The organism is Flavobacterium sp. CSZ (assembly GCF_015350725.1).
Lineage (GTDB): Bacteria > Bacteroidota > Bacteroidia > Flavobacteriales > Flavobacteriaceae > Flavobacterium.
Genome location: NZ_JADKPQ010000004.1, coordinates 234,989 through 257,642, shown reverse-complemented (window position 1 = coordinate 257,642; position 22,654 = coordinate 234,989). Strand labels below are relative to the sequence as shown.

The following is a 22,654-nucleotide window of genomic DNA, read 5'->3' as shown; positions in this document are numbered from 1 at the left end:
TAAGTTTTTTGTTATTTTTACCAAAACAATCAATATTGATCTTTGGCTGAAAATTTATTTTTTTTGCTAAAGATTACACAGATTAGCACAGATTAAAATAGCTATAAAATCCTTTTTAATCTTTTAAATCAGTGGCAAAAAAAGAAACAAATGCGTCAATACTTTATACTTTTCATTTTTGGAATACTTGTAACAACCGGTTCTTGTCGAACTGATTTTGACACCGTTGCCAGTTCCGGAAATTTAAAGTTTTCAAAAGACACTGTTTATTTAGACACTGTTTTTAAGAATATTGGTTCCAGCACGTATCAACTGAAAGTTTACAATGCAAGTAAAGATGATATTTCGATTCCAACGATTCAACTGAAGAATGGTCTAAATTCAAAATACCGAATGACCGTTGACGGAATGAACGGCAACAATGGCAAGATTTTTAAAGACGTTACGCTTTTAGCCAAAGACAGTTTATATATTTTTATAGAAACCACGGCAGATGTTACAGATGCTGATCCGACCGATTTTTTGTATACAGATCAGATTCAGTTTGATAGCGGCGCCAATCTTCAGGAAGTGGCTTTGGTTACTTTAATTCAGGATGCTGTTTTTCTATATCCAAAACAAAATACTGACGGAACCAAAGAAAAAATTATAATAGACGGCAAGGCTGTTGATGGTTTTTATTTGGATGAAAATGACGCTGTAAACGCAAATGAATTGCTGTTTACCAATCAGAAACCGTATGTTATTTATGGTTTTGCAGGCGTTCCCGCAAATAAAACCGTTACTTTTCAGGCCGGAGCAAGAGTCTTTTTTCATGCCAATTCCGGACTTTATATAGACAATAAAGCATCACTTCAAATAAACGGAGCTGTATCAACTACCAATAAACTAGAAAACGAAGTTATTTTTGAAGGTGACCGACTAGAATCTCTTTACGATGATATTCCCGGGCAATGGAATTCAGTTATTCTAGCTACTGGAAGTAAAAATCATTCGATCAATCATCTTACTTTAAAAAATGCCATTGCGGGTTTAAACATAAAAAGTCCTGACAACAGCACTACAATCGACATCAAAAACACTCAAATATACAATTGCGCCGAGTACGGAATCTTGGCTCAAAACGCATACATTAACGGAGAAAACATTGTCATAAATTATGCTGGTTTAGCAAGTTTATCATGTGTTTACGGCGGGAATTATATTTTTACGCATTGTACTTTCAATAACAACTGGCAAAATTCATCACATTTTGCTGTTAACCTCAGCAATAGTTTAGCCGGTGCAACTCCTTCAACTAATCCGCTTACACAAGCTACTTTCAATAACTGTATTATTTACGGATCAAGCACTAACGAGTTCAATTTGAGTAAAAATACAAATGCTGCTTTTGTCTATCAACTAAATAACTGTTTGTTGAAATTTAGCAGTTCAAGTACCAATCCTGATTATCAGTTTAAAACCGATACAGAACATTACAATCAGATTATCTTAAATGAGAATCCGAAGTTTTATAATGTGAATCAAAATAAGTTAAACATCGATACTACTTCTCCCGCTTTCGCGAAAGGGAATCAGACGTATATAATTCCGGTAGATATTATAGGAAAAACCAGGACTTCTCCGCCCGATTTAGGTGCTTATCAAAGCGCTGCATTTCCTAAATAGTTTTGTTTTCACCATATAAGTGATATAAGAAAATTTAAGTTTTCTGCGTAAAATGTAGCCCACAGATTTTACAGATTAAACTGATTATTGCTGATTATTTTCTAAAATGAACTTATCTCACTTATGTAGTGAAAAAGAAAAAAAACTTTGCGCCTCTGCGTCTTTGCGAGATTATTTTCAAAACTTTCTAAAATGAATTTATATCACTTAGATGGTTAAAAAAAACTCGTAAGAAATTTTTTCTAAAATTAAAGATCACTTAACGTAGTGTATTCTTAAAAGTAGTATTTTTGATACAATTAATAAATTAGAAACCTAACATTCAATTTATTGACAACCCAAATCTAAACCTACTTTTATGAAAAAAAACTACTTTTTAATCTTATTGATGTTTACTGCCGTTGGTTTTTCCCAAATTCCTGCTGGCTATTACAACACGGCAACCGGAACAGGTTACACTCTAAAAACACAATTGTACAATCTGATTAAAGGTCATACCGATAATGGTTATGCCGGTTTGTACACTACCTATCAAACATCGGATGTTGATAACTTCTACGAAAACGACGGAACGGTTTTAGACATGTATTCTGAAAATCCGTCAGGAACAGATCCTTATAATTACAGTACAGGAAGCACGCAACGATGTGGCAATTATTCAGTAGAAGGCGATTGTTATAATAGAGAGCACATTATTCCGCAATCGGTATTTAATGAGCAATCTCCAATGGTTGCCGATGCCCATTTTATCACTCCAACCGACGGAAAAGTAAACGGAATCCGTTCTAATTATCCGCATGGTATTGTAAATTCAGCCACTTATACCTCTCAAAACGGAAGCAAATTGGGCTCAAGTGCAGTATCTGGATATTCAGGAACTGTTTTTGAACCTGTAAATGAATTTAAAGGCGATATTGCCCGAATGTACTTTTATTTTGCCACCCGTTACGAAAATACCGTTGCAGGATATTCTTATGTTATGTTTGATGGTTCAAGCAATAAGGTATTTACAACCGCATTTTTGAATGTTCTTTTGGCCTGGAATGCCCAAGATCCGGTAAGTGCAAGAGAAATCGCGAGAAATAATGCTATTTACGGACGTCAGAATAATAGAAACCCGTATATCGATCATCCTGAATATGTAAACCAAATTTGGGGAGGAACTTCTTCCGGAGATACTCAGGCTCCAACCGCTCCAACAAATTTAGCTTCGACAGCAACAACAGCAACTTCTGTTTCGGTTAGTTGGAATGCTTCAACAGACAATGTGGGTGTAACAGGATATAACGTTTATGCAAATGGTGTGCTGAAAAATAAGGTTACTACTTTAAATTATACTATTACCGGATTGACCGCTTCTACCAATTACAACATTTATGTTACAGCAAGAGATGCGGCAGGAAATACTTCCTTGTCAAGCAACACTATTGCTGCTACGACAAATGCAAGCGGCGGGACTGGCGGAACAGCTTCGGACATTTTGTTCTCGGAATATATTGAAGGTTCTGGAAATAATAAAGCATTAGAAATTGCTAATAATACAGCAAGTTCAGTGAGTTTATCTGCTTATACCATTAAAAAACAAACCAATGGCGCCGGATCGTGGAGCACAGGTTTAGCATTAAGTGGAACATTAGCCACCGGAAGTAAATTTACGATCGTAAACAGTTCAATGGCCTCCAGCTGTTATCCAACAAGTTCAGCGAATATTTCGACAACAGCAACCGAATTGACTTTTAACGGAAATGATGCTGTAGGTTTATTTAAAAATGGCGTTTTAATTGACATTATAGGAACTTTTAATGGCGGAACTGCCAACTTTGCAGCAGATGTTACTTTAAGAAGAAAATCTACCGTAACAGCTCCAAGTACAACATTCAACCTAAGCTCACAATGGGATTCTTATGCCGCAGATACCTGCTCTAACTTAGGCGCTAAACGTACACAAACTCTATCTGTAGAAACGGAAGAAGAAACTGCTCCTCAATTAAAAGAATTGGTTTTATATCCAAATCCAACCAACGGAAACTTCAATATTTACTTTAATACTATTAATTCACCTTATTCTATCGAGATAATCTCCATATTTGGTCAGAGGGTATTTGAGAAATCAAATAGTACTGATTCATTATCGACGATAAATAACTTGCCAAAAGGCATCTACATTGTTCGTATTAATCAGGATTCTGACACTTTTAGCAAAAAGATCATAATCAACTAAATTAAACGAGTGCTTACTAAATTTAAAAGCGGCAATATTGCCGCTTTTTTTGTTTTATTTTTTCACCAAAATAAGTAATATAAGTTCATTTTAGATTTTTTTAATCTCGCAAAGTCGCAAATACGTAAAGCTTGAGTTTTTAAGCTTTGTAAATAAGCATTTGCGTCTTTGCAACTTTGCGAGCAAAATTCAAACAGTAATTAAATGAATTAAAATCACTTATATGGTTTAAAGAAGCATCTGTATATTTTTTCGAAAGAGTTTGTTTTCAAATTTGCGCTTGCTATTTATTTACACTAAATTTGCACCTCAATACAACAAACTACACAAAACAATGATCCATTTCTTTGAAAACCAAAGCAAAACTGTTTTTGCCGTACAAACGCAAAACGAAATTTCGGCTCAAGACATTTCAAAACTAAACTGGCTTTTTGCCAACTCTAATAAGATCGAAAAATCCGCACTGACGGATTTTTTTGTTGGTCCTCGTGCCACTATGATCACACCTTGGAGTACAAATGCTGTAGAAATTACTCAGAATATGGGTATTCCGGGCATTATCAGAATCGAAGAATTTCATCCGGCAACGGAAGATTTTACTGATTTTGATCCGATGCTTTCACAAAAATTCAATCAATTAGATCAGGAAATTTTCACTATCAACGTTCAGCCGGAACCAATTCTGGAAATCGATGATATTGCAACTTACAATAAAGTAGAAGGTTTAGCCCTTAGCCAGGAAGAAGTAGATTATTTAGACAATCTTGCTGTAAAACTGGGAAGAAAACTAACCGATTCTGAGATTTTTGCTTTCTCACAAGCAAACTCTGAACACTGTCGTCACAAAATCTTCAACGGAACTTTTGTAATTGACGGTGAAGAAAAAGAGACTTCTCTTTTTAAATTAATCAAAAAAACATCACAGGAAAATCCTAACGATATAGTGTCTGCTTACAAAGACAACGTTGCTTTTGTAAAAGGACCAAAAGTGCAGCAATTTGCACCAAAAACAGCTGACAAACCAGATTATTACGAGATCAAAGAATTTGATTCGGTTTTATCTTTAAAAGCAGAAACACACAATTTCCCAACTACTGTTGAGCCTTTCAACGGAGCTGCAACAGGTTCAGGAGGAGAAATTCGGGACCGTTTAGCTGGTGGACAAGGTTCTTTGCCTTTGGCAGGAACTGCTGTTTACATGACTTCATATTCTCGTTTGAACGACGACAGAAAATGGGAAAATGCTGTTGAAGAAAGAAAATGGTTGTACCAAACACCAATGGATATTTTGATCAAAGCTTCAAACGGAGCTTCTGATTTTGGAAATAAATTCGGGCAACCGCTTATTACAGGCTCGGTTTTAACTTTCGAACATTCAGAAAACGACCGCAAAATTGGTTACGATAAAGTAATCATGCAAGCGGGAGGAATTGGATACGGAAAACTGGATCAGGCAATAAAAAAGAAACCACAAGAAGGTGATAAAATAGTAATTCTTGGTGGAGAAAATTATAGAATTGGGATGGGTGGAGCTGCAGTTTCATCTGCAGATACAGGAGCTTTTGGTTCAGGAATCGAATTAAATGCGATCCAACGTTCGAATCCAGAAATGCAAAAACGTGCTGCTAACGCTATTCGTGGTTTGGTAGAAAGCGACAATAATCCAATTGTTTCGATTCACGACCACGGAGCTGGAGGACACTTAAACTGTCTTTCGGAATTGGTTGAAGAAACTGGTGGATTGATCGATTTGGATAAATTACCAGTTGGAGACCCTACACTTTCTGCAAAAGAAATTATCGGTAACGAATCTCAGGAAAGAATGGGATTGGTTATTGGGCAAAAAGATATTGACACTTTACAAAGAATCGCCGACAGAGAGCGTTCACCAATGTATCAGGTTGGAGATGTTACGGGAGATCACCGTTTTACTTTCGAATCTAAATCAAATGGTTCAAAACCGATGGATTATGCTTTAGAAGATTTCTTCGGAAGTTCTCCAAAAACGGTTATGACTGATAAAACGATCGACAGAAAATATGCTGATGTTGCTTACAACGCAGGAGATTTCGAAAATTATTTAAAAGATGTTTTACGTTTAGAAGCGGTTGCCTCAAAAGACTGGTTGACTAATAAAGTAGACCGTTGTGTGGGTGGAAAAGTAGCTAAACAACAAAATGCAGGTCCTTTGCAATTGCCTTTGAATAATGTTGGAGTTATGGCTCTGGATTATTTAGGTAAAGAAGGAATCGCGACTTCTATTGGGCATGCTCCTATCGCTGCTTTGATTGATCCGGTTGCAGGAAGTAGAAATGCTATTGCAGAATCGTTATCAAACATTATCTGGGCGCCGATAAAAGATGGTTTAAAAGGAATTTCATTATCTGCAAACTGGATGTGGGCTTGTAAAAACGAAGGTGAAGACGCTCGTTTGTACGCTGCTGTTGAAGGTTGTTCAGATTTCGCAATCGAATTGGGAATCAATATTCCGACAGGAAAAGATTCACTTTCTATGAAACAAAAATATCCAAACGACGAAGTAATTGCCCCGGGAACTGTTATTATTTCGGCTGGAGGAAACTGTACCGATATTAGAAAAGTAGTAGAACCGGTTTTACAGAAAAACGGAGAATCTATTTATTATATCAATTTGTCTCAGGATGACTTCAAATTAGGAGGTTCATCTTTTGCACAAATTAGAAACACGATTGGAAAAGAAACTTCTACTATAAAAGACGCTTCTTTCTTCAAAAATGCATTTAATACGGTTCAGGAATTAATCGGCGAAAGCCAAATTTTAGCCGGACATGATATCGGAAGTGGTGGTTTAATTACTACTCTATTAGAATTGTGTTTTGCTGATGTAAACCTTGGAGCTAAAGTTGATTTTAGCGCTTTCGCGGAAAAAGACGTATTGAAAATCCTTTTCGCAGAGAACATCGGAATCGTTTTCCAGGCAAAATCAGATGCAGCAGTTGAAGCTAAATTAAAAGGAAACAATATCGAATTCTTCAAGATTGGTTCAGTTCAGGAAACTGCAGCGTTGGAATTTGGAGAATATAAATTAGATATCAGAACTTACAGAGACATTTGGTTTGAAACTTCTTATTTATTAGATCAAAAACAATCTAAAAATGGAAGAGCTCAGGCACGTTTCGAAAATTATAAAAATCAAGTTCTACAATATACTTTCCCAGCACACTTTACAGGAAAGAAACCAGAAATCGACAATTCTAAACCAAGACCAAAAGCGGCTATTATTCGTGAAAAAGGAAGTAATTCTGAACGCGAAATGGCAAATGCGATGTACTTAGCAGGATTTGATGTAAAAGACGTTCACATGACCGATTTAATTTCTGGTCGTGAAACACTTGAAGATATTCAGTTCATTGGTGCTGTTGGAGGATTCTCTAACTCAGATGTTTTAGGTTCCGCTAAAGGTTGGGCCGGAGCTTTCTTATACAACGAAAAAGCAAAAACAGCTTTAGATAAATTCTTTAAAAGAGAAGATACTTTGTCTGTTGGAATCTGTAACGGTTGTCAATTGTTTATGGAATTAGAAGTGATCAATCCGGAACATGAAGTTCACGGAAAAATGCTTCATAACGAAAGTAACAAACACGAAAGTATCTTTACTTCTGTAAAAGTTCAGGAGAACAATTCGGTTATGTTATCCACATTGGCCGGAAGTACTTTAGGAGTTTGGGTTTCTCACGGAGAAGGAAAATTCAATTTACCTCTTGCCGAAGAAAACTATAACATTGTTTCTAAATATGCTTACGAAGGTTATCCTGCAAACCCTAACGGATCTGATTACAACACGGCAATGCTATGTGACAAAACCGGAAGACATTTGGTAATGATGCCTCATATTGAGCGTTCGACTTTCCAATGGAACTGGGCGCATTATCCAAAAGACAGAAACGACGAAGTTTCACCTTGGCATGAAGCTTTTGTAAACGCAAGAAAATGGATTGAGAAAATCTAAAAAATATAAAACGCTCGAATTATCGAGCGTTTTTTTTTGTTTTATTTTGCCACGGCCCGAGCCGATAGCGAACAGGCGAAGAATTTCACGAATTAACACGAATTTATTAATGTGATAATCTAAAAAAATGCCACAGATTAAAAGGATTAAAATGATTTTAAAAACTAGTCATTGTCTGCGGTTAGCAAAGCATTAAAATAATAATTCATGAAATTCGCGGCAAACAAAAAAACTAATTAATTCGTGGCAAAAGCTTTTACTTAAACTACTCTAAGCCTAATTTAATGATATCTTAAGGCACTTTAAGAAGCTGTATTTAATGCGATAAATATCTTTGTCTCATGAAAAAATGCAGACAAACTCTATCGCTTTTAATTTTCTTATTTACATTAAGTCAATTTTCATTTGGTCAAAACGCTTCTATAAAAGGAACTGTTTCTGACGGGAAACTAGCTATAGAATTTGTCGATGTTATTTTAAAAAACACAATCGATTCTACCAAAGTAGCCAATTATGCCGTAACAGATATCGCTGGAAATTTTTCTTTAGAAAATATTCCTTCAGGCGATTATCAGTTACAATTTAAATTAATAGGTTTTAAAACTGTTAAACAAAAAATAAATTTTACAGGCTCTCCTATTTCTATGGGAACTATAACTTTAGAAAGTGATACTAATTTACTGAATGCTGTTGTGGTGAATTCACAGAAAAAACAAATTCAGAAAACAGACGAAGGCTTTATTTTTAATGCGTTTTCGAATATTTCGCAATCCGGAGGAACGGCTACGGATATGCTAAAAAATATACCAACTGTTGCCGTTGATGCTGACGGAGGAATAACGCTGAGAGGAAAATCTCCAATGATTTTAATTAACGGAAAAAACTCGGCCATTACAAATATGGACCAAATTGCTGCCAGCAGTATTGAAAATATTGAAGTTATTAGCAATCCTACGGCTAAATATGATGCCAATGCAGAAAGTGGTATTATCAACATTAAACTCAAAAAAAACAATCAAAGCGGGATTAATGGCGCAGTAGTTTTAGGCAGCGGATTTGGTGCAAAAGGAAGATTAAACAGTTCTATAATTTTGAATCAGAAATTAGAAAAATGGAATTTTGGTTTGGGTTATGACAATCGTTTTGCGGGCAGAACGAAAAAAATAAAAGCCGAAAGAACCAATAATCTTATTGATAATGAACATTTTATCAATCAAAATAGAAATGACAAACGAACCGAAGGATTGCAAAATTTAAAACTAAATGTTGATTTTTCTCCTAATGACAGGAACAGTTTTTCGTTTGAAGCTTTAGGAAATATGGAAAGTCAGGATAATGATGAAACTTTGCATACTCAGGTCAATACAAGTGCCAATCAGTTTTTCTCTAATAATATCAGGCATTCATTAGAACTAGAACGCTCAAAAGTGAGTGAACTGGCTTTTAGTTATGGTCGAAAATTTGATGACGATCAAAAAAGCCTGAATGCAAGCATTACTTCTTCTTTTAATAAACATAGAGAAAACACCGATATTGATACTAATAATTACGATCAATACAATGCGCAAATTGCCGATGCTTTTTTACAAAGAACACACAATTATGAGCATGAAAATATCTCGAATGCCATTGTAAACTATGCAATTCCGGTTGCTGAAAAGTCCATTATAGAAACGGGTTACAAAGGAACATTCCGATTTTTTAATTCTGATTTTCAAAGTGCAGATAAAACGAATGATCAATATGTAGTAAATCCTCTGGCTAGCAATTCCTTTAAATTTAATGAACAAATAAATGCTGTTTACGGTGTGCTAAATTCATTTATAGGTGATAAAGAAAATCCAAAATGGAAATACAATCTAGGGTTACGCGCCGAAAATGCTTCTAACACTGGAGCCACAAAAAATAATAGCGATCACTTTAGCAATGATTATTTAAAATTCTTTCCTTCGGGATCATTGCAAATGAATTTAGCTTCAGACGAATTTGTAAAAATTGGATATAGCAAACGTATCAATCGTCCGGATTTAGATGACTTAAACCCTTTTGTAGATATTACTGATGCTTTGAATCCTCATGGCGGAAATCCGTATTTGAAACCTGAAATCATTCATATTGCCGAAATGAGTTATAATAAAGAATGGTCTAAATATTCGTTTTCGACCAATGCCTTTTACAGAAATGCAACTGACGCTATAAGACAATATGCAGAATTACAAGACAATGGTGTGATTCTTTTGCAACCACGAAATATAGGAAGTACCATAACTTATGGTTTAGAAACTATTTTTAGTCTAAAACCAATTGGCTTTTATGACGCCAACATCAGCGTTACTGCTTTTGAGCAAAAAATCAATGCGTCAAATTTGGCTCAGGATGTGGTGAATAGTGCTTTTAGCTGGTATGGCAAAATCATCAATAATTTTCTTCCCTGGAAAGGCGGAAAACTACAAATAATTGGCAATTACAATTCTTCCTTAGCAACGGCTCAGGGAAAAAGAATTCCTGTATATAATGTCGATATGGGTTTTCAGCAAAAGTTGAGTAAAGGAAATGCCCGTTTAGGCTTGGTGGTTACAGATATGTTTAACACCTTAGAAAGTGGCTATAAAAACAACACTTTGCTTTTTAGTAATAATCGAACCTCAAAATCAGATACGCGTGCTTTGATGCTGACTTTTGCCTATAGTTTTAAATCTGATTTTAAAGAAAAGCTACTGGAAAATCAGTTTTCGACAGAGTAATATTTCAGCAGCAATAAAATGTTAAAAAATAAATTCATTCTTGTAATTGGGATTCATTTTTCTATAAAAATTTGAAGTATATTCGCCAAAAAAATTATGCCACTGATTTTTTTTGCATCCAAAAACAATTAAACCTACATAGAATGAAATCTTTACATTTATTACTTATTACGTTATTTTTTGTTGCTGCACCATCTCATGCTCAGGTTCATGTAGATCAAATTACCTACAACGGTCGTGATCATTATATCACTACTACAATTGGTTATCCTGTTCCCGGAACTTATATCCCTACAGGACAAAAAGCGCCTAGTACGGTTTTAAATCCTGACGGTACCGGATTTATCCAGGCCGATGATTTGAGCAAAAGTAAAATCAACTGGGGAATCGAATGTACAGATGAAGGAATTCCTGTTTTTAAAGAAGGTTTCAATAGTGCATCCTATACGTTTTGGTACAGAACAAATGATAGTGATGCCTGGATATATTCTCAATTTTCTATTCATTTTGCCAAGAAAAAAATGTTTTTAATGGGCGAAAGAGTAAAAGAATATGTGGATTATAACGTTCAGTAATTTCATCAAATTTAGCCCCTGAAATAAACATTTCTCGTTATTTCAAAAAATTACTACAAAAAAGAAAACGTTTTCGTAGATTTTCTATTATACCTATAATTTTTCCCATAAAATTTTATAAAATTAAAAATCATACCTAAATTTTATTTAATTTGCGGTAAAATTCAATATATTAAACATGGTTTCAATCACACGCCTTTTTGATTTTCCCTATTATCAACAAGAAACTTACAACCTTCCAGTTGCCTTAGCAACCAAAAAAAATGGAGTCTGGGAAAAAACATCTAGCCAGGAATATATTGCAAAAGCAAATGCTGTTTCGAGAGCATTATTACGTATAGGCGTTCAGAAAGATGATAAAATTGCTTTAATCACTTCTAACAATCGTACCGAATGGAATATCATGGATATTGGTATTTTGCAAACCGGTGCGCAAAACGTTCCTATTTACCCCACTATTGCCGAAGAGGATTACGAATATATATTAAACCACAGCGGAAGTATTTACTGTTTTGTATCTGATCAGGAAGTACTTGACAAAGTAAATGCGATAAAATCCAATGTACCAACATTAAAAGAGGTTTACTCGTTTAATGAAATTGCGGGATGCAAACACTGGACTGAGCTATTGGCACTGGGTGAAGATGAGAGCAATCAAAACGAAGTCGAAGCCAGAAAAGACAGTATCAAGACAGATGATTTGGCTACCATTATTTATACCTCTGGAACAACAGGAAGACCTAAAGGGGTGATGCTTTCGCACCAAAATATTGTGTCGAATGTTTTAGACAGTGCCCCAAGAATTCCGTTTGATCCGGGAAAAAGTACTGCATTGAGCTTCTTGCCTATTTGCCATATTTTTGAAAGGATGATTTTGTACATCTATCAGTTTTATGGTGTTTCTGTTTATTTTGGAGAATCGATTGATAAAATCAGTGATAACTTAAAAGAAGTTCGTCCTACAGTTATTACAGCTGTACCAAGACTTTTAGAGAAAGTTTACGATAAAATTTATGCAAAAGGCGGTGAATTAACCGGTATCAAGAAAAAATTATTTTTCTGGGCTATCGATTTAGGTTTAAAATACGAGCCATACGGTGCCAATGGTTTTTGGTATGAATTTCAGTTAAAAATCGCCAGAAAACTTATTTTCAGTAAATGGAAAGAAGGTTTGGGAGGAAATCTGGAATTAATGGTTTCCGGAAGTGCTGCCTTACAACCTCGTTTGACAAGAGTTTTTGCTGCTGCCGAAATTCCGGTAATGGAAGGTTACGGTTTATCTGAAACTTCTCCGGTAATTGCTGTAAATGATCAAAGAAACAGAGGTTTCAAGATTGGAACTGTTGGTAAAGTAATTCGTAACGTTGAAGTAAAAATTGCTCAGGATGGAGAAATTCTTTGCAAAGGACCAAACGTAATGTTAGGTTATTTTAAAGACCCTGAAAAAACTGCCGAAGCTCTGCAGGACGGATATTTTCATACGGGAGATATTGGTGAAATTGACAGCGAAGGTTTCCTTAAAATTACAGACCGTAAAAAAGAAATGTTCAAAACTTCGGGCGGAAAATATATTGCTCCTCAATTGATTGAAAATGCCATGAAACAATCTCGTTTTATTGAGCAAATCATGGTAATTGGTGATGGAGAAAAAATGCCTGCTGCTTTTATTCAGCCTAATTTTGAATTTGTAAAAGAATGGGCAAAACTGCATAAAGTAACTTTAGGAAGTACAGATGCCTCTATCAGCGAAAATGCCGATGTAATCAAACGTATTGATGAAGAAGTAGAAAAAATTAATGAGAAATTTGGCCACTGGGAAAAAATCAAACGTTTTGAGCTTACTCCAGATGTCTGGTCTATCGATGGCGGACAACTGACTCCAACTCTAAAACTAAAACGTAAAATAATCAAAGAAATTTATAAAGATCTTTACGCTAAAATATATGGTCAAAATTAAATCAAAATAATATAACCAAACGAAAACGGCTGTCCTAAAAAGGCAGCCGTTTTTAATTGCGCAAATACCAATTCAGGATTTTTGCGATATTCTTTGCATCATCAATTCCGCGGTGATGCGTTCCTTCCAACGGAATATTTAAGAGATGCAAAGCACCATTCATTCCGATAGGTTTTTGTAAATCCAATTTTTCTGCAACAAGTGTTTTTACATTAATATGCTGATCCCCCATTGGATAAGCAATACCAAACGACCTGCATTGTTTTCGAATCATATTTATATCGTACTGACCGTAACTCGCCCAGGTATATAAATCAGGCTGATATTCGTCTACCAGCTTTTCGATGGCTTGCTCAAAAGTTACTCCGTTTTTATCGAGTAAATCTTGGGTAATAGTTGTTAATTCTGTACAAAAGGGACTCACACTCGAACGCTGGGGTTTTATTAAGATACCCTTATTTTTAGTAATTTCTCCCGTTTGTGCATCTAAAACCGCTAAGCCAATTTCGATAATTTCATTCTCCTGACCTTCAGGAATTGCGCTCTGCCAACATGTGGCTTCTAAATCGATAATAATAATTTTATCCGTAGTTTTCATTTTTCTAATTTTTAATTTGTTTTTATTTCACGAAGATTTCCTTTAATTGACCAATAACGTTTCCGCCTCCTGAAATTGTGATTTCTCCAATTTTATCAGCGATTTTTTCGACGTATTCCATCTCTTTCAATTTCCACAACATTTCGTTTTCTTCCATCAGCTTTGCCGTGTTTAATAAACTTCTTGTTGCAGCGGTTTCTTCTCTTCTCATGATACTGTTGGCCTGAGCCTTTTTCTCGGCAACCAAAACCTGATTCATGATCTCTTTCATATCTCCTGGCAAGATTACATCACGAATACCGGCATCCGAAATCGTTAAACCTAAGTCTTCTATTTTAGTGGTTACTTCTCCTAAAATCGCTTCAGCAATTGTATCTTTTCTGGCCAATAATTCATCTAAGGTCAATCCACCAACAAAAGCTCGTAAAGCCAATTGCATTGCCACATACAATTGTTTTTCAAAATCTTTATTGTCAAGCAAAGCCTTCATAATATCTACAACCTGATATCTCACAAAAAAGTTGATTCTTAATCCTGCTTTGTCCTTAGTCAACAATTCCTGACCGGAAATCTCTACTTGCTGTTGCCTGATATCAAACGTTTTAACCTCGATTGTAATCGCGTTATTCCAAAAGTAATGCGTTCCTGATTTCAATTCTTTTACAAAAGTTCCGTTCACAAACAACAACGCTTTGTCATTGCTTGCTACGATAAACTTTCTGGTAAAGTATCTCATTTTCGCATGTTCCAATAGATTCACTTTAATGTTTTCTGTGATTTCAATCTTAGATAAATCGGCTCTCGTAAATTCATTTTTTACAATTCCTTTCCAGAAAGCATATCTCCCAGGAATCAAAATCTCTTTAAAGTTTCCGTTTACAAATTGCAATACGATCTCATTATCGGCCACCTCAACCACTTCCAGCATTGAAGCCAAGTCTTGATTCTGCAATAAGATATTCAACTCAAATGGAGCCTGAAAAGCTGCATTCATATCATAAATCAACACATTCTTGTTCCCAAAAGTCCAGTGCAAACCTTCTTGTAACACTGCAACTAATTTTCTGTTTTCGAAAAGCAAGCCCACTTGGTACGCTTCGATTTTAATTCTCTTTATCATAATTATATTTTTTTGTTTCAGTTTTTTCTTTGTTTCAAGTTTTAAATTATGAACCCATAAAAACCTCTATTCTATTATCTTTACTCTATTATCTTTACTCTATTATCTTTATTCTATGTTCTATGTTCTTATTCTAAATAAAAAACCTCATTGCCTTTCTCCTCAGAGAAAAACGGACGAACAGTTTGTGATCTGTTTACTCGAATTGTTTGCGATTGTTTCTTGTATATATGATCCTAAAATCATCTGTACAATCAAATCGAAAAGAAAAAGAGTATTTCAAAAAACATTACTTTTCGCGCTGGTTTTATCATGAGTGTGAAATTTCAGATGTTAAAAATCTTAGTTTCACTGACAAAGACAAATCAGTTTTTTTCAATGATCATCTTTTAAAGAGTGATGGTCTCCGTTCAACAGGTTTTTGAGACCCGAAAAAATCTATTGCTCTACCGGATTGAGCTATCGCATTGCTGCGAATGGGATTTGAACCCACAACACATAGAGTTGGCGATCGTTTTTTGGAAAACCATCAAAACCTCCAAATCAAGTTGCATAGAAAAACATAATGCGCTTTCGCGGAAAGTTCCCTACAATGGTGCTATACAGAAACACGCAACAGGACTTGTTTGATATTATTAATCAAAGCCTTCACTTTGATGTATTTCAATTTATAAAAGAACTTGTTTTTATTATCTGAGCAAATATTCAAATGGTACTGCGCAGTAATTCTGCGCAGCATAAAGATTTTAATTTATCCATTCGATTACAGTCGATAAATAAACTTGTCGAACGTCTTCAAATCGGGTTATGTTAGGGATATGATTTACTTCTAATAAATATTTAGAACCATCCTTTGCAACGATATAATCATTACCAATCATATCCATTTGCAAAGTGTTTTTAATATGTAAAGTATCTTCAAGTAAATCAGTATCAACATCCATAAATCCGGCATTATCAGGGTGAATTGATTTTAGCCACGAATCACCTTCCAGTTTTATTTGCCAGTAAACATCACCAATTATCATAATCCTGACAGCTTCACCTTCATAATAAGGTTCTGTTGTTGCTGTAAATTCACTTTCCCATTCTCCTGTAAAACGATGTTTATTTTCACCACAATGCCAGTTTCCCCATTTAGCAACGGTATCATCACCAACATTGACAGAAGCACCTGCGCTAATAAATCCTCGTGGCGCACTAAATCTCGAATGTGATAAAGCTTTTACCAAACACGGAATCTTAAAGCGACAATCAAGCATCGCAACAGCGTTAGGATAACAAGCACCTCGCCAGATTGCCAATCCAGAAATAAAATCAAAATCATTGTCGTAAATTCCATAATAAACTACTTTGTCTACAGGCAACATTCCTATTCCGTTTGATTTTTCCATATAAAGAACCTCATCTTTAACAACAATTTTCGGAATTGATTGATGCCAAATAATATGTCCTGAATAATTGGCTTTTATAATATCATATTCTTCTTGTTCTATTCCTACAAGAGCAATTCGGTTGTAATCTTGTTTCATAATCATTGTTTTTAAATTAATCTTCATATTTGCCATTAAGGCACTAAGTCTCTAACTTTTTTTATTTACGACTTTGTGCGAGAAAACTACTCGCCATTTTTTTACCATACTTTGTCAATCTCTCGCAAAGTCGCAGAGGCGCAAAGTTTTAAAACCTTTGTCACTGTGCAACTTTGCACCTAAAAAATTGTCTGGGAAACAGGATTCGAACCTGCGACCTCCCGCGTCCAAGGCGGGTAAACAACCACCGTTATCTTCCCAGTTATTTCTTTTAAGGTTCTGAGATACTGAGATACTAAGTTTTTTTAAACCTCTGTACCTTTGTTACTCTGCACCTTTGAACCTTAAAAAAAAAGCGGCTCATACGGGAGTCGAACCCGTTTCTCCCGAGAGACAGTCGGGAAGGTTAGCCAGTAACCCCAATGAGCCAGTTCCTTCTAGAGAACGTGCGATTTCGGAAGGAATCGAACCTTCAACCTATTGATTAACAGTCAAGCGCTCTGCCAATTGAGCTACGAAATCATTTTATTTTTGGGCATAAAAAAAACACCCGATTAAAGGTGCTTCATGAGATTGAATAGATATAATTATCCTATCGCCTGTATTCATGCACCTTTATTGTTAAACGTCCTGGATAAAAACCCGGGTTTACTATTTCTGCGTTGTATATATTTTTATCGAAATTCATTTTGTCTATTGTATTATATATTGAAATCATTGTTGTTGTTGTTGTTGTTGTTGTTGTGATAAATTCGTCTTCCAAATTTTCTTCGGCAAAGATAAAGTCTAAAAAATCAATTATCCAAATTATTTTTAATTTATTTTACTGACAATCAAGTAGTTGTATTTAAACACAAAGCATAGAAATTCCTGTCCGCTTAATGGTGCAGATTCTTAATTGCATCAAATGACTGTCTCTCATCAGATTACTTTTCAAAATTATATTGCGCTATTTGGTCTTATCATGAAACATTTGGTCATTATTTTTTTAATTATTTTTAGTTAAAAGTTCTTTCTCTGTCATAAAGAGTCATATAAATATTCGAAATTCGACTTCATTCATTGTGATGAAAACAAAAAAAAGCGTCCCGATAAGGACGCTTTTATATATTTATGTTGAGATTGTAACTATAATTTACACTTCAATTCATTAAAATACATACCGCATCCTAAGCCATTAGCCGGAAGAAATCCCGCTAAACGATCGCTATATTGTCTTATTGACAGGTTGATATGTATGTTTTTCATTTTCATTTTCATTTCGATTGCAAATGTAAGTGTTTTGTTTTATAATTTAATCTTGTCTTTCACAGATATTTCACTTCACGAAGACTTCCTTCAATAGCCCCATAACGTTCTAGCCACTCGAAAACCTGATTCTTTTCTCCGGGTATCTCTTCTGGTCTCCTTTTTTAGAAAATAGAGTCGTGAAATTTGAAAAAATACTTCCTTTTCTAGAATATTCTGCTGACTTTTCATTTTCAACAAAGCTCGCTACTTTCCTGAATTTTTTCTCTACTTCTACGACTGCCTGAGCCTGATAGCTGTTTTCCATCTGTTTTGCATCTTCCATTCTGCACATTTTATTAAAGTTTTTAAACGGACGCGGCTGAAAATCAACCATAATTGCTGCCAGATTTATTGCATCAATATTCGTTGGATCTGTTTCTCCTTTCAAGAAGGTTTCGATAGGTCTGAACTTGTCTTTTTGCTCCTTAAATTTCTTCTTTTTGGTGTGATCAAAATCGATAGAAAATAAATTTCTAAAAACATTTAAATCATCCTGAGTCACGCCATTCTCGAAAATAAGCCAACAGAAATCACGTAGTTTTCCACGAGAAGGACTGTACAAATAATCAAAGTATTCACCTTCTTTTTCGATCTCGTATTTATTTCTAATCGCTTTTTTGTATTTATCTAATGTATTGTTGTTCATAATATATTTTTTTAATTGGTTAGTTATTGTTAATCTTAGGTAATTTGCCACAAAGGCTCAAAGACACTAAGGTTTATCTTTTATTTTTACGAGATAATCACTCGCTTTTTTGTTTCATCAATATTTTGTCTGTCTCTCGCAAAGACGACAAGTCGCTAATCTTTTTACTTTGAATCTTTGCGCCTCTTCGACTTTGCGCGAAAATCATTTTACGCATTACTTTTTCAGTCTGTTGCTACGTCACTAATTTTGTTAATTCAATTCTTTATACAAAATCTTTGTGCCTTAGTGCCTTCGCGGCAAACTTTATTTTTTTTGCACAAAAAAAGCACCCGATTAAAGGTGCTTCATGAGATTCAATAAGATATATCTATCCTACTGCCGTTCATGCACCTGTATTGTAAAACATCCCGAAACGAATCCTGGGGCGTGTAATTCTGTACTATATGAGTTATATTTAAAATCCATTTTATTTGTTGTATTGTATTTGTTGTATTGTCTGTTTAAATCATTATTGTTTGAAATTCTATCTTCAAATTTCTTGGACAAAGATATATTCGAAAAGATCAATTATCCAAATGATTTTTAATATTTATTTTTCTGATAATCAATTATTTAACCCGAAATAAAAGCATAGAAATGGTTGTCCGCATACTTGTGCAGATTCTTCATTTTATCAAATGACTGTGTATCATCAGATTACTTTTCAAGAGTATATTTCGTTATTTAGTATTATCATGTAACATTTTGGTCAATTATTTTTTTGATTCTTTTTGGTCAAAACTTCTTTTTTATCATTTTCTGTCATAATGAGTAATCTAAATTATCACACTTCTACTTCGCTAAGTGGGACTAAAACAAAAAAAGCGCCCCGAAAAGGACGCTTTTATATATTTATGTTGAGTTTGTAACTACAATTTACACTTCAATTCATTAAAATACATATCACATCCAGAACCTTTAGCAAGAATAAATCCGGCTAAACGATCGCTATATTGTCTTTCCGACACGTTGATATTTATGTTTTTCTTTTCCATTTCAGGAACAAATGTACAATATATTTTAACATTTCTATAGTATTAACGCTGAAATATTTATAAAGCAGAGCGCAATTTTAACCTAAATTTTCCCTTAAAAAAGCCTATAAAGCTTAATAATTTTATATTTTTGAGAATATACGCACACATTATTTTTTATCAAATTCAGTCCCTTAAATACCATGAAAAAATATTTAAAATACATAGACGGAAACTCTGATAAGTTTTGGCAAATTGAAGTTACAGGTTTAGAATATACTGTGACTTACGGCAAAAACGGAACATCAGGAACTTCTCAAACCAAATCATTTTCTACAGACGAAGAATGTCTGAAATCAGCAGAAAAAATACTGGCCGAAAAAGTAAAAAAAGGTTATTCAAAAACTGGTGATGTTGCCGTGGCTTCGAAACCTAAAACCGCTAAAAGCGCAAAATCTGATGAAGTTCTTGAAGAATATGAGACGATCATAAAATCTAAAAATATAGATTTACTATTGCCTTTTCTAAAAGAAAAATCAAAAGGGAATATTGAAGCGCTAAAAAAACTCATCAAGAAAAGTAAACGCTATTTTATGACCTATACTGATCTTACCAAAGATCCGGGTTATGTAAAAAAAGACAAACACGATTATGGCTGGGGAACACGCGGCGATAAAAAACAAAGTGATATTATTACCCTAAGCGCCATCGCCTTATTTGATAAAGCAGATATCAATTCCTGGGACGAGGCTTTGAGTCTATTAAATGAATTAGACGAAAAACCTCAGGTGAAGGAAGTTTTATTGTGGGCAAAACCCAATTGGCTCGATACTTTTATTTTAGATAAAGTAAAAAGACAAGATTGGGTTGGATTTAATTATCATACCCTGCGCCAACTCGAAGAACAGGATTTATTAACCTATAATCCCGAATTATACGCTTTGACATTGGCCGCAACGAATGAATGGCGCTCCAAAATGAAGACCAGAAGATTCATTAATACATCCTTAAGCGACAAACTAACGTATCAAAGGGATATTCCGGAATTGTTTAATTATGAAACGATTCTGCACAGTAGTTTTTTTAGGGATAATGATAAACAAAAACATGATGAATTCCAGACCTGGGCCGTTATTTATAAATCATTATTAGAGGAGAAAAAGATGGAACGTGCGTTTTTTATCGAAAATGCCATCCTGATTCAAACCAAAGAATGGAACAATAACCTGAAATCTTTTTTTAGAAAAAGAATCGAAGAATTTAATGTTACTGCCGATGAACTGATCGTTCTACAGGAAAACATATTCTCTTTTCTACACAATCCGTATCCGCCTATAACGAGTTACGGAATTGAACTGATCAAGAAAATTTACGATCATCCTAAATTCAAAACCAAATCATTTCTCGAATGGCTAGAACCTTTAATGATGCGCAGCGATTGTAAAGCGGCCATTAAAAATGTTTTGCCAATTCTGGAGAAAATCACCAAATCGAACCCCAAACTAAGCGCTACAATTTCATCTATTATTGCCGATGTTTATGTTATTGCCGATCTGGCGTTGCAGGAACGCACTACCAAAATTATTACCAAAATTGGCAACGTAAAAGATAAAGTTCTTAAAGAGAAATTATCATCTTACGTGACTTTGATGCAGGGAAATATCAAATCAGGATTAACCCAGTTCTTAGACGAAGATGCTCTGGTTGTTGATGATACTGCACATGAAGAATATACATTCGAACCTCAACAAGAATTATTGCTTACAGAAGAAGTTCAGTTGCCAAAGGATTGGAACGATGTTGTTTTTCAGTTTGGAAATTTCATCAATTCAGAAGAAACAGTCGATTCAGAAATTCTATTGAATATTTATATTGCGCAACGGGATTTGTTTCCGGCAGATTATAGCGCGCAATTGCAGCCTTATGAAAAACAATTGCAAAAGCATTATTTTGAAGCCACTCACAAAAATTTCGTGAAGGCATTTTTACAATCTAAAATCGCCAACATCGATAACAAATTCAATAGTAAAGTCAATCATTATTCAAAGATTAATACCACTTTGTTGATGCAGCCTTTACTCGAAAAAGTGCAGCAAAAAATAGATTCTAATTCTACTTTGCCCCTGCTCTCTTTCCCGAGCCATAAACCGTATTGGGTCGCTCCAAAAGTTTTGTTAGAAAGGGTTATTGCATATCAAAATACAAAAGAAGAAATTGATGCTGTCGATCTGGCTATTGCAATTGCCCGTATGCCGAGAGAAAATGTTGAAGAGGCAATTCCGTTATTAGATAAGATCGAAGGTGAACTCAAACCCTTATTATCGTTTTGTCTGGGCGTAAACGAAAAAGTAGCATTAGATTCGACTTCGTTGTTTTCGAAACTATTGGCGACAATGGGCAAAACGACCAAAGAAACCGGAAACTTATCGCTTTGGGCAGTTGCAGCAAGAACTTTTTATCCAAACGATACTTTTCCTGAATTTGAGAATACGTATTTAAAAGAGATTCCGTTTGTGGTGTCTCCTTTTAAACCTCAACTTCAGTTTAAGGAAAAATGGAACGAATGGACGAATTACCAAACCAAAGAAAAGGAACGAACGCCATCCTGGTACGAACTAAGATTCGACTTGCCTAATTATTCTAAAATCCCAAACTATTTGCTGTACAGTCTTGATGTATATCAGCGACCAAACAGTTGGGATTATTTACTCAACTATGCAGGAAACACCTATTTCTGGCACAGTCTTACGCCGCAGAACTCAGATGCGCTGGCATTGACTTTACTGCAAAATTGCGGAACTGCCGATGGAGCAAAACCAGAATTAAAAGGTTTTCTGGATGTCATCAACCGACCTGAATTTCGATTCTCAGATATCAGCCTGTTTTTGTATGCCTGCTGTTTCTTCCAGGAAAAGAAAGATTTACGATTACTGGCATCTGAAGTTTTGATTCAGTTAATCGAAAAACAAGCTATTGATATCGAACTTTTTGCTGAGAAAATAGCGTATCTGGTAACCGAAAAATATGGCGTGTTTTTAAGATTAGTCGACGGATTAATTGCCATAAAAGATGTTTCACCATTGCACAATAATGCGTTATTGAAGTTGTTGAACTCGTTTTTTTCAACTCTTGATCTAAAAGACAAGTTACCAACCAACTTCAAGAAAATAATAGAAAACTATCTGGATATCTTAACCAAAACCAATCAAAAACCATCGGCCAAAGCAATTGTTTTCTTTGAAAAATGGAAAGATAATGCATCGCTTAAATCATTGATTAAGCAAATTTTAAAATAAAGA

Annotated in this window: 11 protein-coding genes and 3 tRNA genes; 7 read left to right on the top strand and 7 right to left on the bottom strand. The window is 34.8% G+C overall.

What is annotated here, in order from left to right:
• Positions 1-150 precede the first annotated feature (150 nt).
• The 6 genes from IRZ78_RS06695 to IRZ78_RS06670 all read left to right on the top strand — a co-directional run bounded on the left by IRZ78_RS06695 (position 151) and on the right by IRZ78_RS06670 (position 13,153).
• Positions 151-1,668, top strand: a complete 1,518-nt coding sequence (locus tag IRZ78_RS06695) for a hypothetical protein (RefSeq protein WP_194615789.1) — start codon at positions 151-153, stop codon at positions 1,666-1,668.
• Between the two features lie 358 nt (positions 1,669-2,026).
• On the top strand, positions 2,027-3,889 hold the full coding sequence (locus tag IRZ78_RS06690) for an endonuclease (protein ID WP_194615788.1): 1,863 nt from the start codon (positions 2,027-2,029) through the stop codon (positions 3,887-3,889).
• 289 nt (positions 3,890-4,178) lie between these two features.
• Entirely contained in the window at positions 4,179-7,877 is a 3,699-nt protein-coding gene (gene purL / locus IRZ78_RS06685) for a phosphoribosylformylglycinamidine synthase (protein ID WP_347349816.1), read from the top strand.
• A gap of 341 nt (positions 7,878-8,218) precedes the next feature.
• Positions 8,219-10,621 (top strand): TonB-dependent receptor, encoded by a 2,403-nt coding sequence (locus IRZ78_RS06680; RefSeq protein WP_194615786.1) that lies wholly within the window; start codon positions 8,219-8,221, stop codon positions 10,619-10,621.
• Between the two features lie 143 nt (positions 10,622-10,764).
• Entirely contained in the window at positions 10,765-11,196 is a 432-nt protein-coding gene (locus tag IRZ78_RS06675) for a hypothetical protein (RefSeq protein WP_194615785.1), read from the top strand.
• 178 nt (positions 11,197-11,374) lie between these two features.
• On the top strand, positions 11,375-13,153 hold the full coding sequence (locus IRZ78_RS06670) for an AMP-dependent synthetase/ligase (RefSeq protein WP_194615784.1): 1,779 nt from the start codon (positions 11,375-11,377) through the stop codon (positions 13,151-13,153).
• Positions 13,154-13,205: 52 nt separating this feature from the next.
• Here IRZ78_RS06670 and IRZ78_RS06665 read toward each other — a convergent pair whose 3' ends face one another.
• The 7 genes from IRZ78_RS06665 to IRZ78_RS06635 form a co-directional block, all read right to left on the bottom strand.
• Entirely contained in the window at positions 13,206-13,751 is a 546-nt protein-coding gene (locus IRZ78_RS06665) for a 3'-5' exonuclease (protein WP_194615783.1), read from the bottom strand.
• A gap of 22 nt (positions 13,752-13,773) precedes the next feature.
• Positions 13,774-14,871 (bottom strand): slipin family protein, encoded by a 1,098-nt coding sequence (locus IRZ78_RS06660; protein ID WP_194615782.1) that lies wholly within the window; start codon positions 14,869-14,871, stop codon positions 13,774-13,776.
• A gap of 746 nt (positions 14,872-15,617) precedes the next feature.
• A complete protein-coding gene (locus IRZ78_RS06655) occupies positions 15,618-16,403 on the bottom strand; it encodes a hypothetical protein (protein ID WP_194615781.1) in 786 nt (261 codons plus the stop codon).
• Positions 16,404-16,593: 190 nt separating this feature from the next.
• Positions 16,594-16,665, bottom strand: a tRNA-Pro gene (locus IRZ78_RS06650).
• A 94-nt stretch (positions 16,666-16,759) separates the two neighbouring features.
• Positions 16,760-16,832 (bottom strand) — tRNA-Asp (locus tag IRZ78_RS06645).
• A gap of 20 nt (positions 16,833-16,852) precedes the next feature.
• Positions 16,853-16,925, bottom strand: a tRNA-Asn gene (locus IRZ78_RS06640).
• An 835-nt stretch (positions 16,926-17,760) separates the two neighbouring features.
• Positions 17,761-18,339, bottom strand: coding sequence for a hypothetical protein (locus IRZ78_RS06635; RefSeq protein WP_194615780.1), 579 nt, complete (start codon positions 18,337-18,339; stop codon positions 17,761-17,763).
• Positions 18,340-19,558: 1,219 nt separating this feature from the next.
• On the opposite strand from IRZ78_RS06635, the gene IRZ78_RS06630 reads away from it, so the two are divergent.
• Entirely contained in the window at positions 19,559-22,651 is a 3,093-nt protein-coding gene (locus IRZ78_RS06630; protein ID WP_194615779.1) for a DUF6493 family protein, read from the top strand.
• Positions 22,652-22,654: the final 3 nt, after the last annotated feature.